Below are 14,984 nucleotides of genomic sequence, written 5' to 3'. Positions count from 1 at the left end.
CGGCGGCCGCCGTCCGGACTCCGCCGCGACCGATGCGGGGAAACGGCAGACACAAATCCCTCCACGCCCTCGACCCCTACACGACTAATGCGCGAGGGTCCCATCGCTCCGGCCGTCGTCCCCGAACTCTTCGGCTCGGCGCTTCTCACGTGGACGCTGATCGGCCTCCTGGCCTACTGGGCCGGCCTGATCGCGCTGCGCCAGCGCGACCTCCTGCCGGGCTTCGTCGGCGCTCAAGGGCCGATCGTGACGCTGCACACCACGCGCGGGCGCGACTTCCTCGACTGGCTCTCCGGCCCGAAGCGGTTCTGGCGGGCGTGGGCCAACTTCGGGATCGGCATCTCGCTCGTCGTGATGGTCGCGATGTTCGTCTTCCTGCTCGGCGCCGCGATCAGCTCGGTGATCGCGCCGGAGCCGACGGACGTCCAGCAGCCCCAGAACATCCTCGTCATCCCCGGGGTCAACGAGTTCCTGCCGCTGTCGGCGACGCCGGGGATCGTCTTCGGCCTGTTCGTCGGGCTGGTGGTCCACGAGGGCGGCCACGGCCTGCTCTGTCGGGTCGAGGACATCGAGATCGAGTCGATGGGCGTCGCGATGCTCGCGATCCTTCCCATCGGCGCGTTCGTCGAGCCCGACGAGGAGAGCAGCCGGGAGGCCTCCCGGGGCGGCCAGACGCGGATGTTCGCCGCCGGCGTCACCAACAACTTCGTCGTGACGATCGTCGCGTTCGCGCTGCTGTTCTGGATCGTCGGGAGCGCCATCGCCGTCGCGCCGGGCGCGGCCGTCGGCGGCGTGGTCGCCGACTCGCCGGCCGAGGCCGCGGGGATCGAGGCCAACGACCGGATCACCGCCCTCGACGGCGAGCCGGTCGAGAACAACGCGCACTTCGCCGACCTCCTGGAGGCGAACGACGCGGAGACGCTCACGGTCGAGCTCGACGGCGACCGCGAGGTGACCGTCGAGCGCGCGCCGATCGTCGTCGCCGCCCTGGAGAACGGTCCGGCCGGCGTCGACCTCCACGACCGGATCCTCGAGGTCGACGGCGAGCCGGTGGCCACGGAGGGCCAGCTGATCGAGGCCGTCGGCGACGACGAGGCCGCGACGCTCGCGGTCGAGTCCCCCGACGGCGAGCGGGGCGAGCGCGAGGTGCCGATCGGCGCCTCCGTCCAGGTGCTCGAGGACGGACCGCTGGCCGACGCGGGCGCGCCCGCCGACGAGTTCTTCGTCATCACCGTCGCCGACGGCGAGCGGGTCCACGACGCCGGGGCCTTCGCGGACGTGCTCGAGGAACGCGCCGGCGAGACGGTCGCCCTCGAAGGGTACGTCGACGGCGAGCGCGAGCGCTTCGAGGCCGAACTCCGGCCCGACAGCACGCAGTTCGATCAGGCGCTCCACGACGGCGTGACGGCGATGGAGATCAACGACCTCGGCGTCCAGCTCTACCCGGCGGAGGAATTCCACGGCGTCCTCGGCGGCGGCGGCGACCAGCCGTTCGGCGCGCTGGGCGATTCCTTCTTCGGCCAGATGTTCGTCGCGCTCCTGTTGCCCATCGTCGGACTGCTCGGCATGCAGTTCAACTTCGCCGGCTTCGCGGGCGGCGTCGAGAACTTCTACGAGGTCCAGGGCGCCCTCGGCGCCCTCGGCGAGCCGACGGTGTTCATGCTCGCCAACCTCCTGTTCTGGACCGCCTGGATCAACCTCAATCTCGGATTCTTCAACTGCATCCCGGCGTTCCCGCTCGACGGCGGGCACATCCTGCGGACCTCGACCGAAGCGATCGTCTCCCGCCTCCCGCTGATCGACGCCACCCGCGGACGGGTCCGAGTGGTCACGACGCTCGTCGGGGTCACGATGTTGCTCAGCTTCGTGCTGATGGTGTTCGGACCGACGCTCCTGGCCGGCTAGGATCGGCCGATTGCGTCTCAGTGCGGGAAGGGATGGCCGTCTCTCGAACCGAGCGGTGACCGGCCGGCGGGATCGCGTCGCGACCTACTCGTCCGGCGCGGCGACTTCCTGGCGCTCGTAGAACTCCTCGGGGGTCTCCGCCAGCCGCTCGAAGTCGGTGTCGAAGTAGGCCTCGTGGTGGCGAGCGACCTGTTCGACGACCCAGCTGCTGAACGCTTCGTCGAAGCGCCACTCGCCGGCCACCTCCGGGACCTCGAACCGCTCGTCGGTCGAGACCGCGGCGTAGACGTGGTAGAATCCGAGGATAACGTCCGCGAAGTCCTTCGCCTTCCCCGCGACCGACTCGCGGCGCTCGGCGAGCTCCTCGCGGCCGTCGTCGGTGAGCTCGAAGTACTTCCGGTCGGGCTCGTCCTCGCGCTCGATGCGCTCGGCCCACCCCTTCTCCTCGAACTTGTAGAGGATGGGATACACCGAGCCGTAGGAGGGTTCCCAGTGACCGCCGCTGATGTCCCGAATCTCTTTGAGGATCTCGTATCCGTACCGAGGCTTCTCTTCCAGCAGCTCGAGCACCATGTACGCGATCAGCCCCTTCGGCGGCCCACTTTTCCGCATGTGGCCGACGATAACTGCGCGACGCGTAAAGGGTTTCGGTCGGCATCTTGACATACCCCGGCGCCGCCCCGTCCGCTCGTCGCGCTCGACTCCCGGCCCGAAACCGTTCTTTCTTGACGACGCCGCGCCAATCGCGGGTATGGACCGACGCGACCCGCCGGAGACCGCAGAGGGCTGGTACGTCCTGCACGACTTCCGAACGGTGGACTGGGACGCCTGGCGCGAGGCGCCGGTGCGCCGCCGCGAGCGCGCCCTCGAGGAGGGCCGGGAGTACCTGGCGGCCGCCGAGCGCGTCGCCGACGCCGACGAGGGCGACTCGGCGACCGCCGCGGTGCTCGGCCACGAGGCGGACCTCCTGCTCGTCCACCTCCGGCCGAGCCTCGAGGAACTGAACGCGCTGGAACGACGCTTCGAGCACACCGCGCTCGCGGCGTTCACCGAGCGAACGGACTCCTACGTCGCGGTCACGGAGGCCTCCGGCTACGGCGGCGCCCGGGGGTACTTCGAGGACGAGGGGGAGGTCGACGACGGCATGAAACGCTACATCGAGTCCCGGCTCTACCCCGAGATCCCCGACGCCGACTACGTCAGCTTCTACCCGATGGACAAGCGCCGCGACCCGGAGTACAACTGGTACGACCTCCCCTTCGAGGAGCGCGCCGAGCACATGTCGAGTCACGGCGAGATCGGCAAGGGCTACGCCGGGCGCGTCTCCCAGATCATCGCCGGCAGCGTCGGCCTCGACGACCACGAGTGGGGCGTGACGCTGTTCGCCGACGATCCGACGGACATCAAGGACCTGATCTACGAGATGCGGTTCGACCCCTCGAGCTCTCGGTTCGCCGAGTTCGGTCGCTTCCGGCTGGCCCGTCGGTTCGACCCCGCGCGGCTCGGGGCGTTCTTCGCCGGCGAGGCGCTGTCGGAAGCGGCGAGCGAAGGCGGCTCGCCGGAATCCGCCGGGCATCCCGGCGCCGGGACGGGCGACCACCCGCACGGGGTCGAGGGCGGCGATCCGCACGCCGGGGCGTCGAGCGGCCACCCGCACGACGAATCGACGGGCGACCACCCGCACGGAGACTCCGGTGGCGGGCGACCGCACGGCGACGCGGACGACGACGGCGACGTCCGGAGCGAGCTCGAGGAGCTCGGCGTCTACGCCGGCCAGCCCCACGGCGAGGACGTCCACGCGGTGGTCCTCTACTCGGCGGCCGACCCCGACGAGCTCTTCGCGGAGGTCGACGGCCTGCGGACGAACTTCGACCACTACGACTCGCACGTGAAAACCGCGGTCTACGAGCCGAGCGAGACGCGAAGCGTCTCGGAATCGCGAACGGGCGACGCCCGTGAGCCAAGTGAAGTGACCCGCGACGACGCCGAGACCGCCGTCGTCAGCCTCTGGGAGACCGAGCGCGCCGCCGACACGGCGGCCGGCTTCCTCGCCGATCTCCCCGACGTCGTCCGCCAGGCCGGAGACGACGGGGACGACTCCTGGGGCACGATGGGGATGTTCTACGCGGTGAAACCCGAACACCGCGCGGACTTCGTCGGCACCTTCGAGGACGTCGGCGAGGCGCTCGAGGGGATGGACGGCCACCGCAAGACCGACCTCCTGGTGAATCGCGAGGACGAGAACGACACGTTCATCGCCAGCCGCTGGGACTCCCGCGAGGACGCCATGGCGTTCTTCCGGAGCGACGAGTTCGCCGAGACCGTCGAGTACGGACGCGACGTCCTGGCCGAGCGACCGCGCCACGTCTTCCTGGCCTGAGTCGGCGCTCGCCCGCGGTCGGGCTCGAACCGGTCGGTTCGATCAGCGTCAGTACTCGCGATCGTAGAAGAAGTACCCCGCCACGCCGGCGAGGCCGAACGCGAGCGTGATGTAGGGCCAGTTGCCGCGCTCGCGCTCGGTCAGGTGCGCGTGGGCCGTCACGAAGATCGCGAAGCCGACGTGGGCGGTCAGCGTCGCGAGCAGGAACGCTTCGAGGTCCATCGCTCTCGGTTCGCCCTCCGGACGGTCGATCCATAGCGGTTTCGACTCCGTTCCGACGTGGCCCGCCCCGACGTCGTCGTGGGGACGGTCCGTCGCCTACTCTCCCTCCCGCCCCAGCGTGTGGAACTCCTCGTTCGGGCGCATGTCGGCGAACATCGCCATCCGGTTGCTCAGGTTGAACAGCGCCGTGACCGCGCCGATATCCCAGATCGCCTCCTCCGAGAAGCCGGCCTCGCGCAACCGATCGAGATCCTCGCGGGTGACGTCCGTCGGTCGTTCGGTCAGCTTCACCGCCACGTCGAGCATCGTCCTGTGCGCCTCGCCGACGTTCGCGGTCCGATAGTTGGCGACCAGCTGGTCGGCGAGCAGCGGATCTTTGGCGTAGATCCGCACGAGGGCGCCGTGGGCGACGTTGCAGTAGTAGCAGTGATTGACGCCGGAGACGGCGACGATGATCATCTCGATCTCCTCGCGCTCGAGCGCGCTGTCGTCGACGATCGCGTCGTGGTAGTCGAAGAACGCCCGGAAGTGGGAGGGCTTGTAGGCGAAACCGGCGAAGACGTTCGGGGTGAAGCCGGCGCGCTCGGTCTCCGCCTCGATGCGCTCGCGGAGGTCCGCCGGGAGCTCGTCGAAATCCGGAACCGGGAAGTTCGTCATCGCGTCGTCGGCGAGTTCGACCATACCCGGGGTGGGACGGGCGTTCGCATAATGGTTGGTGGGACGGAGACGATGGGCGCGCATCGATTCGACGGGCGGCGAGAACGCTTCGGGCCGACGGGCGGCGAGAACGCTTCGGGTCGGAGGGCGGCGCGGACGCTTGGGATCGACGGGCGCCACAGCCGCCTCGGCGGGCGCGCGATGGTGCGGTGCCAGAAGAGAAACGGGCGGCGGCGGGGACGACGGGCGGCGCGGCGGCCCCTACTCGGCGCGGTCGACGTCGACTTCCTCCTTGAGCGCTTCGAGCCCGTCGGCTTCGGCGAGCTCTTCCAGGCGCTCGCGGAAGTGCGCCTCGCAGAGGCCCACCTTGACCCCCTCCGACTCGGCGGCGAACGCCGCCGGGTCGTCGCAGTAGTGGCAGTTCATGAGAGCGGCTAGGAACCGGCCCGCATTGAACCCTCCGCTCTCGCTCGACCCTGCCGCGTTCAACCTGACAGCGATAGCCGACGGTACGCGTCGCGGTCCAGGCCGGCGAGTCCCAGGCGCTCGTCGTGGGCGTCGCTCCCGCCGGTGGCGAGCAGGTCGTGCGTCGCGATCGTCCGCTCGACCGGCGTTCGGTCGGCCTCGCGGCCGTAGGGGTAGGCCAGTTCGACGGCGTCCAGCTCGGCCGCCAGCTCGAGGGCGGCCGCGGGCTCTCGGTACCGGAGCGGGTGGGCGAGCGAGACCAGCTCGCAGGCTTCTGCGAGGAGCCGCCGGCCACGCTCGAACGAAGGGACCTCGCGCGGGACGAAGCAGGGGCCGCCGTCCCCGATCAGCTCGTCGAACGCGCCCTCGTAGCCGAGGTCGACGTCCGGGTGGGCGTCGACCGCGCGCGCGACGTGGGGTCGGCCGAAGCCGTCGTCGACCGCGACGTCGAGGTCGACGCCGAGGTGGTCCTCGACGCGCTCGACGATCGCCCGCCCGCGCTCGAGGCGGTTCGCCTGGATCCGCTCGACCGCGGCGGCGAGATCGCCGGTTCGTCGGACGCCGTAGCCGAGCAGGTCGACGCGCTCGCCGTCCTCGGGTTCGACCCGGAGCTCGATTCCGCCGATCAGCGACACGCCACCCCGATCGACGACCGGCTCTTCGAACGGCGGGAGGACGTCGTGGTCGGTGATCGCGACGACCTCGAGGTCGGCGCGCTCGGCCGCGTCGGGGATCGCATCTGGCGCGAGGCTCCCGTCGGAGCGAGTCGTGTGGACGTGGAGGTCGGCGTAGGGCACGCGCGGAGAGAGGGTCGTTCTCGCAAAAGTCGTTCCGGCTACGGGCGGTCGCGCCCGGCTTCGGCGGTCGGGCCGACCGATCCCCGACGGGCCGCCGGCGATACTAGGCTCCTCTAGGTGTCCAAGGAGTACGGCTCTCCTAGAGAACGTTCATGGACAATAGTTATAATAGTCGTTCGCGTGGGTTCCGTCGTCATGCAAATGAACGGCACGACCGCCTTCGCCGACGGCCTCGAGTACCCGGCGACCACCGAGGAGCTCATCGAATCCCACGGCGACCGCACGATCGAGCTGCCGAACGGGTCGGAAACCGTCGCCGACGCGCTGGGGCGCATCTCCTCGGAGACGTTCGAGACCCCGGAAGACGTCGATCTCACCCTCCAGTGCGCGCTGAGTCGGAAGGCGATCGGCCGCATCGGCTACAGCGACCGCGACCCGGCGCCGCTTGGCAGCCCGTACGCCCCGGACCAGCTCTCGTTTTGAGCCGTAGACGGCTCAGTACCGCTCGCCCCATCGATTTCGACGACCGCGCACGCTGAAAGGGGCCGGTACAACGCGTCCTTCGTCCGAACGGCCGATTCGCCTAGAATTTTCTTCTTCCGACCGGTTGGTAGGCGTATGTCGCGAGACACGGTGCTCCTGGCGGAACACGCGTGGCCGGACGTCGAGGCCGCGCTCGAAGACGGAACGCGGACGGCGATCGTCGCCGTGGGCTCGATCGAACAGCACGGGCCGCACCTGCCGGTGATCATGGACTCCCTCGCCGGCGACGAACTCTCCCGGCGGGTGGCCGAACGGCTGGGCGACGCGATCGCCGCGCCCACCATCCGCCCCGGCTGTTCGGGCCACCACATGGACTTTCCGGGGACGATCACGATCTCTCCCGAGACGCTGATGGAGACGATTCGAGCGTACTGCCGGTCGCTCGACGCCCACGGCTTCGAGCACGTCGTCCTCCTCCCCACCCACGGCGGGAACTTCGCGCCCGTCAACACCGTCGCGCCGGAGATCGCCCGCGAGATCGAGGCGACGGTGATCCCGCTCGCGAACCTCGACGAGCTGATGACGCTGATGAACGAGGGGCTTCGGGCGGCCGGAGTCGAGTACGAGGAGCCCGTGATCCACGCGGGGGCGGCCGAGACGGCGATCGTGCTGGCGGTCGCCGAGGACCTCGTCCGCACGGACGAACTCGAGGTCGGCCACGAGGGCGACGTCTCGGTCGCCCGACTGCTCGGCGAGGGCTTTCGCTCGGTCAGCGAGAACGGCGTTCTCGGCGATCCGCGCGAGGCAACCGCCGAGGCCGGCGAGGAGATCCTCGAGCGGATCGCCGACGCCCACGCCGAGCGGATCCGGGCGGAGCGCGGCGAGTAGGGACGGGCGCCTCCCGGGGCGGCGTTCCCGACGAGTTTCGCCTCATCGGGGTTCCGCACTCGCCGCCGAGACGGTTCGCGGCGAGTTCCGACACACCGGGAGTCGTGACACACGCCGAGACGGTTCGCGGCCAGTGGAAACTCGCGGCGCCGACTCATCGAATTTAAGAGCGACCGGTACATCCTCCCGCGTATGCAAACCGTCTCGATCGGCTTCGAGATCCCGATCGTCGGCCTCCTCGCGGGCCTGGTCGTGTTCGGCGCCGGACTGTTCATCGGCGGCTTCGACGCCGGGTTGAACCCAATCACCTACGCGGGCATGGCGATCGGCGCCATCAGCGTGCTGTTTCTGGTCCTGGAGGCGGCCGCCGTTCCCAGCGAGCACGAGACCGAGGGCCACTGACGGGATCGAACGCGCGGCGGTGAACGCCGGGGTCGGTCGGAGCCGCCGCGCTCACCCGGACAGGGAGACGAGCGTCGCGCCCGCCACGACGATCGTCGCGGCCGCGGCCAGCCGCCAGGTGACCCGTTCAAGCCGCGTCGGGAGCAGGGCGGCCGACAGCGCGATCACGAGCAGCGGCGACGTCTGCAGAACCGGGATCACGATCACCACCGGCGCGACGGCCAGCGCGCCGAAGTAGGTCACCAGCCCGGCCGTACTCGCCAGGCCGGCGGCCAGGTACCACCGGAGGATCGGGTTCCCCCTGAGGGGCGCGAGCGCCTCGCCGCGCAGCCGGCGGTAGCCGACGTACGTCGCGAGCGCGGTCGCCATCATCACGGTCAGGCCGACGAGCAGCGGCGCGCCGCCGTCCAGCCCGTAGCGGACGAGGATCGGCTCGATCCCGATGAAGAGCGCGGCGCCCAGCGGCAGGGCCAGCGCCCGCCACTGGCCGCCCGCCCCGTCGCGACCGGCGTCGGTCGCCGTCAGCCACGAGATGACCGCGACGCCGCCGACGACGAGCACGATCCCGACCAGGTGCAGCGCCGTCAGCGACTCGCCGAGCAGCCAGACCGCGAGGGCGGCGGAGACGAGCGTCGACGCCGACACCACGGGCGTCGTGCGGCTGGCGCCGATCGCCCGGATCCCGCCGAACAGACAGATCCGCCCGAGCACGAGCCCGGCCACGCCCGCAGCCGCGAACGCGCCCGCGGCCTCCCACGTCAGCCCGTAGGTCGGGTGGTGGCGGACGACGGCCGCCGGCGCGACGAGCAGGAGGTTGACGACCATCACGACGAGGATCGCGTCGCCGACGCTCCCGCGCTCGGTGGCGATCCGGATCAGCAGGTTGTGGACGGCCCACAGGAGGGCGGCGAGCGCCGCCAGGAGCACGCCGGACGCGTAGACGAGTTCCACGCTCGCCGTTTCGTCGGGAGGATAATGTAGGGGTCGGATTCGGCACGGACGCCCGGTTCCCCGGACCGCACCACTCCCGTCGTCAGACCGGCGATCACCGCCGCTCGGAATCCCGCGATCAGTCCACGAAGTCGATCGCGGCGTCGAGATCGAGCGGCACCGACCCCTTGCGGTAGCCCTCCACGCGGCCGTCGGGGCGGACGCGGTAGACGACGGCGGGGCGGTGGCGCACCTCGGGTTGCTCGCCGCGGACGGCCTGCCAGGCGTCGTCCGGGAAGGACGAGCAGTCGACGAACAGCACGGCGCCGCCGCCGTGCTCGGCGAGCTGGCCGTCGGTCTTCGTCTGCGCGGTGTCCCGGACCGCGGCGACGGGACCGGCGGCCGCGCGGTTGGCCGGCGGCTGCGGACGGGTCACCTCGACGAGGACGTTCGTCTCGCCCCGCTCGGCCCGGTAGTCGAGGGAGTGACCCGTCGTCACCTCGATCTCGGGGGTGAGATCGTAGCCGGCGTCGGTCAGGACCTTCGCGGCGATGAACTCCGCCATGGCGGCGCTCATCCGCACGCGGTCGACGACCTCGCTCGTCCCCAGTTTGCCCGCCATCGTGTGGCGGTACCCGTCGAGGACGCCAGTCGACAGGAAGTCCTCGAAGAACCCGCAGGCCTCGTCCCGGCTGGCGTCTGGAAAGCCGCCGGCGTGATCGCGGAAGAACGCCCGCGTGGAGTGACGCCCGTCCTTGGACATGAACACCGGGAGGAAGAACCACGAGAGGTGCGGGTAGGCCTCGAGCCAGGGCTCGCGCTCGTACAGCGTGGCGAGCAGCTCCCGCTGGGCCCACCGCGAGACGTGGTAGGGAACCGATTCCCAGCCGTACTTGTCGGTCTTCCAGAGCGCCTTGGGCGTCTCCGTGTTCCCCATCCAGTAGGCCTCGTCGTCGTCCCGGACGAACAGCGCGACGTCGCCGTTGTCCATATCGAAGCGGTGGGTTTTCCACCCGCCGCCGGCGTCGACGGACGGTTCGACGGCACGAGCGCCGATGTTCGACTGTAACGGTTGCAACAGCTGTCCCCTGACCCGTCCCTCGGTCCAGGTCTCGGGCGAGCGTCGAAATCGAAGCGGCCGTGCCACGGGGGTCGATACGACAGCAGCGATTGATACGTCTTCGGTTGCGAGGTTCTCGCTCACTCCGTTCGCGAGAACCTCGTGGACGCGAGCGGCGACCGGAGGGAGCCGCGAGCTGCGCGTCCGGTGACGGATGGTGTGAGCGAGAGCCGCGAGCTGCGCGTCCGATGACGGACGAAGTGAGCGAGAGCCGCGTCGATGCGACCGAAGCGACCGGAACGAAACCGACCGAACGTTTCGTACAGCGCCGTTAGGGGTGTGAACGACCGTTACATTGATATCTGTGAACTGCCTACGGTGTGTACACTTACCATGTCAATGGGTGCCTATGATGAGGACGAGCACGAGCGCCGCGAGATGCAAGCCTCGAGGGTCGACGCCGACTTCGACGACGAGCGGACCATCTATCACGGCGAGGTCGAGTACGACTCCGGCGACTCGACGGAAGCGTTGTTGAGCCAGTTCGAAGAGATCAAGTCGAACTAGTGACGGCCGCATTCTCGGCCGTTCGATCCCCGCACGGATAGCCGTCGCTCCGGTCGCCCGGCCGTGGATCGATTACTCGTCGTCATCGATCGCCGTCCAGCCGGGCGTGGGTGGCGCCCCGCGCTCGTCCTCGACGCGGGCGGCCAGGTCGGCGTCCGCGTCGGCGCCCGCGTCCGCCAGTCGCGTCCACTCGGCGATCGCCTCGCCGACCCAGGACGACGCCGCGAGCGCCCGCTCGCGGGCCGCTTCGTAGTGGTGGTCGGAGATCGCGAGCGTCCCCGGGCTCGACGCCGCGGCGACGGCGACGAACTCCGCGCGGTCCTCGCGTGCGGCGTCGCCGCTCGCGGCTTCACCGCTCGCGCGTCCGAGACGCCTCGATTCGCTCGACACCTCGCTCGCCAGCCGGTCGACGGCGTCCCCGATCTCGTCGGGGCGTGGATGACAGAACACCTTCCCCCCGATCGCCTGCGGGCCCAACAACAACCGCTCGCCCGCGTCCCGGTCGACGTCGTCGGACAGGAGCCGCTCGCCGCCGAACGCGGTTTCGACCCGCTCGCACTCGCTCTCCAGACCGAGCGCGAGGTTGTGGGAGGGGTAGTCGGCGCACTCCGCCGGGTACAGATCGTCTTCGTGGATCCGACACTGCAGCGTCTCCGGATCGAGGAAGACGCAGGTCGGCAGCCAGCTCGCCTCGTCGCGGTCGAACGGGGCGACGGGCTTCGGCGGTTTTCGCAGGCCGACGAAGAAGGCCGGCCGACCCGCGACCGCGGCTACCCGGTGGCCGCCCACCTCGACGTGGGGATCGTCCGGGCCGGCGGCCCACAGCCGCGGCGTCAGCGCGTCGGCGAGGCCCGCGTCGAGGACGGCCCGGATCTCGTCGCGCTCGAGCGGCACGAGGTTGTAGGTCCCGTCGAGCGGGGGGTAGGAGCCCCTGCGCTCGTGGTCCGGCCCGCCGATTTCGGCGTCCGCGACCAGCGGTCGCCAGTCGAGACAGCAGCCCGCACAGCCCCGACAGCGCAGTTCCATGGGCGCCGTTCGTCGTCGCGGCGTAAAACGCTCGCCCCGGCCGGGAACGACGGTCGAGCGCACCCGTCGGGATCCGTCGGGCCGGCGGAACGACTTTCAGTCGGCGCGGCGGACCGTCGACCATGAGCGTCGCCAGCTGCGACGGCTGCGACCGCCGGGTCACGGTGGCCGGCGGCATCGCCAACGTCTGGTCGTTCGACGAGCGCCGCGCGACCGGGGGAACGGGGCTGACCCTGGAGTTCGAGGACGGGACGACCTACCAGCTCTGTTTCCCGTGTATCGACGCGCTCCCCGAGGAACCCTCGCCCGCGGACGTCGAGGTGCTGGCCGAGCGCGACCTCGATCACGAGGACCGTCCGGTCGCCGAGGATCCGCAGGCGGAGGACGCGGAGGGCGCCGACGGGTAGCCGACGATCCGCCGCTCTCCGCGGTTGGGCGCCCCGAGACCCTCGCCATCCGCGGTCCCTTCCGGTCGTCGCGCGCGATACCGACGGGACTCGCTTCGACCGTGCCACGCCGCTCACGGCTCGCTTCGCTCACCGTTCACGTTTCCGAGGATCTCGCTCGCCCGGCTCGCTCGATCCTCGCCGCTCGCGGTTCCCTTCGGTCACCGCTCGCATTTCCGAGGCGCTCACTGCGTTCGCGCCTCGCCGCTCACGGGTCACTTCGTTCCCCGTTCGCGTATTCGCGATTCTCGCGCCGCGGGCGCTCCGAATCGCGCTAAAAGCGGAAGGGGTGGGATTCGAACGCCACGCGGCCGGATGGCCGCCGCGGGCCAAAGGCGCCGCGGTGCTCTGCCACTGAGCGACCCTTCCTCGCTTCGATTCGATGGCCGCGACCGTATTCGTAATCAGTCGGTTACCCGGCGGTAGGTGGCGGTTTCGTCCGGCGATCCGTGCGGTCCGGACCGGTCGGCGCGATCGACAGTCGCAGCATTTAGGACGACGCCGGCCGCCTACCCGAACGGTGAATCCAGAGCGGATCTTCGACGCCTTCCCCGCGCCGAGTTACCGCGGGAACCAGGAACAGGCCCTCCGGGACGTTCGCGACGCCTTCGCGGCCGGCAACGACGTGGTCTTCGTTCGGGCGCCGACGGGCAGCGGCAAGTCCCTGCTCGCGCGCGCCATCGCGGGCTGCGCTCGGACGGTCGAGGAGGCCGACCCGAGCGAGGCCGCCGGCGCCTACTACACGACGCCGCAGGTCTCCCAGCTCGACGACGTCGCCGACGACGAGCTCCTGGACGATCTCAACGTCATCCGCGGAAAGTCGAACTACACCTGCATCCTCCCGGGCGAGGAGGAGACGCCGGTGAACCAGGCCCCGTGCGTCCGCGAGCGCGGCTACGACTGCGACGTCCGCCACCGGTGTCCGTACTTCTCGGACCGGGCGATCGCCTCGAACCGCGAGATCGCCGCGATGACGCTCGCCTACTTCATGCAAACCGCCGGCAGCGAGGTCTTTCGCACGCGCGACGTCGTCGTCGTCGACGAGGCCCACGGGCTCGCGGAGTGGGCCGAGATGTACGCGACGATCCACCTCGGCCCGTGGACCGTCCCCTTCTGGGACGAGCTCCGGGTCCCGGACCTCGCGGCCGCAGACGACGATCCCCTCGAGCGGGCGGCCCGCTACGCCGAGAACCTCGCCGGCGTCTGTCGCCGCCGGAAGGACGAACTGCTCGGCGAGGACGCCCTCTCGGCGACCGAGGTGCGCGAGCGCGACCGACTCCAGGAGCTGATCGGCGAGCTCGACTGGTTCGTCTCGGACTACCGCGATCCCCAGAGCCCGACGACGTGGCTGGTCGACCAGCAATCGGCGGACGGGGCGTCGACGGACGCCGACGAGGAGGTGCCCGGAGGGGAGCCTCCGCCGGGGGGCCCCGTCACGATCAAGCCGATGAACCCGGAGCGATACCTCCAGCACACCGTCTGGGACCGGGGCAACAAGTTCGCGCTGCTGTCGGCCACGATCCTCAACAAGGAGGCGTTCTGTCGCCAGCTCGGGCTGCATCCCGCGGACGTCGCGCTCGTCGACGTCGGCCACACGTTCCCGGTCGAGAACCGCCCGCTGTACGACGTCACGCAGGGAAAGATGACCTACGAGCACCGCGGGGAGACGCTCCCGAAGGTCGCCCGAACCATCGTCCGGATCATGGCGGCCCACCCCGACGAGAAGGGGATCGTCCACGCCCACTCCTACGACATCCAGGAGCGCCTCGCCGAGTTACTCTCCGACTTCGGCGTCGGCGCGCGGGTCCGCGCCCACGACCGCGAGGACCGCGACGCCGCCCTCGAACGCTGGAAGGCGAGCGAGGAGCCCGACGTCTTCCTCTCGGTGAAGATGGAGGAGGCCCTCGACCTCAAGGGCGACCTCGCGCGCTGGCAGGTGCTGTGCAAGGCGCCCTTCCTCAACACCAGCGACTCGCGGGTCGCCCACCGCCTGGAGGACGGCCAGTGGGCCTGGTACTACCGGGCCACCCTCCGCACCGTCATCCAGGCCTGCGGCCGCGTGATTCGCGCGCCGGACGACCACGGCTCGACCTACCTCGCCGACTCGAGCCTGCTCGACTGTTTCGAGCGCGCCCGAAGCGACATGCCAGACTGGTTCGCAGAACAGGTCGACCGGATGAGCGTCCCCGATCTGCCGGCGTTCGACCCCGCCGCGGCGGTTGGCGACTCCAGCGCCGCCGCGGGGCCGGACTCGATCGCCGGCGCGGGTGGATCGGGATCGGTGCGACCGTCGCGGATCGAGCCGGCGCGCGACTCCGAATCGAGGCGCTCGTCCGCGACGACCGGGAGTTCGGACGCCTCGACCTCGGGCCGCGACTCCCGCTCGTCGGGATCCGCTCGAAGATCTCGCTCGCGACCGCTGGCCGACGTCTGGGACACCGACGGCTAGGGTCGGGAACTCGCTCTCGGCGCGCGAGACGCTCCCCGTAGAAGACGTACCGCCTCAGAAGACGTACATCGCGCCCCAGGCGACCATCGACGACACCATGAGGAACGCGAACAGGAGCGCGATGATCTGGTTCGAGTTCATACGAAGAGACCTCGTACTCGGGTAGCATGAATGTCTCGACCGCGACCCCGCGTACGCCTCCGTCGACGCGGTGGGCTCGTTCGTCGAAAATAATCGCCACCGCTGACGCGACGGCCTTCGGCGACCCGCCCGATCGCCCGACCTCGGCGACCCGTCCGATCACCCG

16 protein-coding genes and 1 tRNA gene are annotated in these 14,984 nt (G+C 70.3%); 8 read left to right on the top strand and 9 right to left on the bottom strand.

The annotated features are described in order from the left end of the window. The first annotated feature begins 87 nt into the window (after nucleotides 1-87). Nucleotides 88-1,905 carry a site-2 protease family protein gene (locus tag QZT59_RS12455; protein ID WP_290816583.1) on the top strand — a complete coding sequence of 606 codons (1,818 nt, stop codon included), beginning with the start codon at nucleotides 88-90 and terminating at the stop codon, nucleotides 1,903-1,905. Nucleotides 1,906-1,989: 84 nt separating this feature from the next. Here the strand turns inward: QZT59_RS12455 and QZT59_RS12450 are convergent, their stop codons facing one another. After that, a complete protein-coding gene (locus tag QZT59_RS12450; RefSeq protein WP_290816579.1) occupies nucleotides 1,990-2,517 on the bottom strand; it encodes a PadR family transcriptional regulator in 528 nt (175 codons plus the stop codon). A gap of 139 nt (nucleotides 2,518-2,656) precedes the next feature. Here QZT59_RS12450 and QZT59_RS12445 point away from each other — a divergent pair, with 139 nt between their 5' ends. Continuing rightward, nucleotides 2,657-4,285 (top strand): heme-binding protein, encoded by a 1,629-nt coding sequence (locus QZT59_RS12445; protein WP_290816577.1) that lies wholly within the window; start codon nucleotides 2,657-2,659, stop codon nucleotides 4,283-4,285. Nucleotides 4,286-4,333: 48 nt separating this feature from the next. On the opposite strand, the gene QZT59_RS12440 is transcribed toward QZT59_RS12445, so the two are convergent. The 4 genes from QZT59_RS12440 to QZT59_RS12425 form a co-directional block, all read right to left on the bottom strand. Then, entirely contained in the window at nucleotides 4,334-4,507 is a 174-nt protein-coding gene (locus QZT59_RS12440) for a hypothetical protein (RefSeq protein WP_290816574.1), read from the bottom strand. Nucleotides 4,508-4,603: 96 nt separating this feature from the next. Next, nucleotides 4,604-5,188 (bottom strand): peroxidase-related enzyme, encoded by a 585-nt coding sequence (locus tag QZT59_RS12435; RefSeq protein ID WP_290816571.1) that lies wholly within the window; start codon nucleotides 5,186-5,188, stop codon nucleotides 4,604-4,606. 237 nt (nucleotides 5,189-5,425) lie between these two features. Further along, entirely contained in the window at nucleotides 5,426-5,590 is a 165-nt protein-coding gene (locus QZT59_RS12430) for a DUF6757 family protein (RefSeq protein ID WP_290816568.1), read from the bottom strand. Nucleotides 5,591-5,649: 59 nt separating this feature from the next. Next, entirely contained in the window at nucleotides 5,650-6,426 is a 777-nt protein-coding gene (locus QZT59_RS12425; protein ID WP_290816565.1) for a PHP domain-containing protein, read from the bottom strand. A 195-nt stretch (nucleotides 6,427-6,621) separates the two neighbouring features. Between QZT59_RS12425 and QZT59_RS12420 the strand changes: the two genes are divergently transcribed. The 3 genes from QZT59_RS12420 to QZT59_RS12410 all read left to right on the top strand — a co-directional run bounded on the left by QZT59_RS12420 (nucleotide 6,622) and on the right by QZT59_RS12410 (nucleotide 8,199). After that, nucleotides 6,622-6,909, top strand: coding sequence for a DUF2795 domain-containing protein (locus QZT59_RS12420; protein ID WP_290816585.1), 288 nt, complete (start codon nucleotides 6,622-6,624; stop codon nucleotides 6,907-6,909). Nucleotides 6,910-7,044: 135 nt separating this feature from the next. Next, nucleotides 7,045-7,797, top strand: coding sequence for a creatininase family protein (locus QZT59_RS12415; protein ID WP_290816563.1), 753 nt, complete (start codon nucleotides 7,045-7,047; stop codon nucleotides 7,795-7,797). A 192-nt stretch (nucleotides 7,798-7,989) separates the two neighbouring features. Then, a complete protein-coding gene (locus tag QZT59_RS12410; protein WP_290816561.1) occupies nucleotides 7,990-8,199 on the top strand; it encodes a hypothetical protein in 210 nt (69 codons plus the stop codon). 51 nt (nucleotides 8,200-8,250) lie between these two features. Here QZT59_RS12410 and QZT59_RS12405 read toward each other — a convergent pair whose 3' ends face one another. Together QZT59_RS12405 and QZT59_RS12400 are read right to left on the bottom strand one after the other, a co-directional pair. Continuing rightward, a complete protein-coding gene (locus QZT59_RS12405; RefSeq protein WP_290816558.1) occupies nucleotides 8,251-9,150 on the bottom strand; it encodes an EamA family transporter in 900 nt (299 codons plus the stop codon). A 118-nt stretch (nucleotides 9,151-9,268) separates the two neighbouring features. Then, nucleotides 9,269-10,276 (bottom strand): DUF5784 family protein, encoded by a 1,008-nt coding sequence (locus tag QZT59_RS12400; RefSeq protein WP_290816555.1) that lies wholly within the window; start codon nucleotides 10,274-10,276, stop codon nucleotides 9,269-9,271. Nucleotides 10,277-10,582: 306 nt separating this feature from the next. On the opposite strand from QZT59_RS12400, the gene QZT59_RS12395 reads away from it, so the two are divergent. Beyond that, complete coding sequence (locus tag QZT59_RS12395; protein WP_290816553.1) at nucleotides 10,583-10,756, top strand: DUF5786 family protein; 174 nt, start codon at nucleotides 10,583-10,585, stop codon at nucleotides 10,754-10,756. Between the two features lie 72 nt (nucleotides 10,757-10,828). Here the strand turns inward: QZT59_RS12395 and QZT59_RS12390 are convergent, their stop codons facing one another. Next, entirely contained in the window at nucleotides 10,829-11,782 is a 954-nt protein-coding gene (locus QZT59_RS12390; protein ID WP_290816549.1) for a YkgJ family cysteine cluster protein, read from the bottom strand. A 122-nt stretch (nucleotides 11,783-11,904) separates the two neighbouring features. On the opposite strand from QZT59_RS12390, the gene QZT59_RS12385 reads away from it, so the two are divergent. Continuing rightward, nucleotides 11,905-12,189 (top strand): hypothetical protein, encoded by a 285-nt coding sequence (locus tag QZT59_RS12385; protein WP_290816546.1) that lies wholly within the window; start codon nucleotides 11,905-11,907, stop codon nucleotides 12,187-12,189. Nucleotides 12,190-12,509: 320 nt separating this feature from the next. On the opposite strand, the gene QZT59_RS12380 is transcribed toward QZT59_RS12385, so the two are convergent. Beyond that, nucleotides 12,510-12,597 (bottom strand) — tRNA-OTHER (locus QZT59_RS12380). A gap of 151 nt (nucleotides 12,598-12,748) precedes the next feature. Between QZT59_RS12380 and QZT59_RS12375 the strand changes: the two genes are divergently transcribed. Continuing rightward, complete coding sequence (locus tag QZT59_RS12375) at nucleotides 12,749-14,677, top strand: helicase C-terminal domain-containing protein (protein WP_290816543.1); 1,929 nt, start codon at nucleotides 12,749-12,751, stop codon at nucleotides 14,675-14,677. The last annotated feature ends 307 nt before the right edge of the window (nucleotides 14,678-14,984 follow it).

Origin of the sequence: Halovivax sp. (genome assembly GCA_007119345.1) — an archaeon.
In the GTDB taxonomy this organism is placed as follows: domain Archaea; phylum Halobacteriota; class Halobacteria; order Halobacteriales; family Natrialbaceae; genus Halovivax.
The sequence above is the reverse complement of the archived record's forward strand: the minus strand, read 5'-3'. Positions and strand labels throughout refer to the sequence as shown.

What these genes read in the sequence shown, in the direction of transcription:
- QZT59_RS12455 (WP_290816583.1), top strand. Translation starts at nt 88, where the DNA reads ATGCGCGAGGGTCCCATCGCTCCGGCCGTCGTCCCCGAACTCTTCGGC.
- QZT59_RS12450 (WP_290816579.1), bottom strand. Translation starts at nt 2,517, where the DNA reads ATGCGGAAAAGTGGGCCGCCGAAGGGGCTGATCGCGTACATGGTGCTC.
- QZT59_RS12445 (WP_290816577.1), top strand. Translation starts at nt 2,657, where the DNA reads ATGGACCGACGCGACCCGCCGGAGACCGCAGAGGGCTGGTACGTCCTG.
- QZT59_RS12440 (WP_290816574.1), bottom strand. Translation starts at nt 4,507, where the DNA reads ATGGACCTCGAAGCGTTCCTGCTCGCGACGCTGACCGCCCACGTCGGC.
- QZT59_RS12435 (WP_290816571.1), bottom strand. Translation starts at nt 5,188, where the DNA reads ATGGTCGAACTCGCCGACGACGCGATGACGAACTTCCCGGTTCCGGAT.
- QZT59_RS12430 (WP_290816568.1), bottom strand. Translation starts at nt 5,590, where the DNA reads ATGAACTGCCACTACTGCGACGACCCGGCGGCGTTCGCCGCCGAGTCG.
- QZT59_RS12420 (WP_290816585.1), top strand. Translation starts at nt 6,622, where the DNA reads ATGCAAATGAACGGCACGACCGCCTTCGCCGACGGCCTCGAGTACCCG.
- QZT59_RS12415 (WP_290816563.1), top strand. Translation starts at nt 7,045, where the DNA reads ATGTCGCGAGACACGGTGCTCCTGGCGGAACACGCGTGGCCGGACGTC.
- QZT59_RS12410 (WP_290816561.1), top strand. Translation starts at nt 7,990, where the DNA reads ATGCAAACCGTCTCGATCGGCTTCGAGATCCCGATCGTCGGCCTCCTC.
- QZT59_RS12395 (WP_290816553.1), top strand. Translation starts at nt 10,583, where the DNA reads ATGTCAATGGGTGCCTATGATGAGGACGAGCACGAGCGCCGCGAGATG.
- QZT59_RS12390 (WP_290816549.1), bottom strand. Translation starts at nt 11,782, where the DNA reads ATGGAACTGCGCTGTCGGGGCTGTGCGGGCTGCTGTCTCGACTGGCGA.
- QZT59_RS12385 (WP_290816546.1), top strand. Translation starts at nt 11,905, where the DNA reads ATGAGCGTCGCCAGCTGCGACGGCTGCGACCGCCGGGTCACGGTGGCC.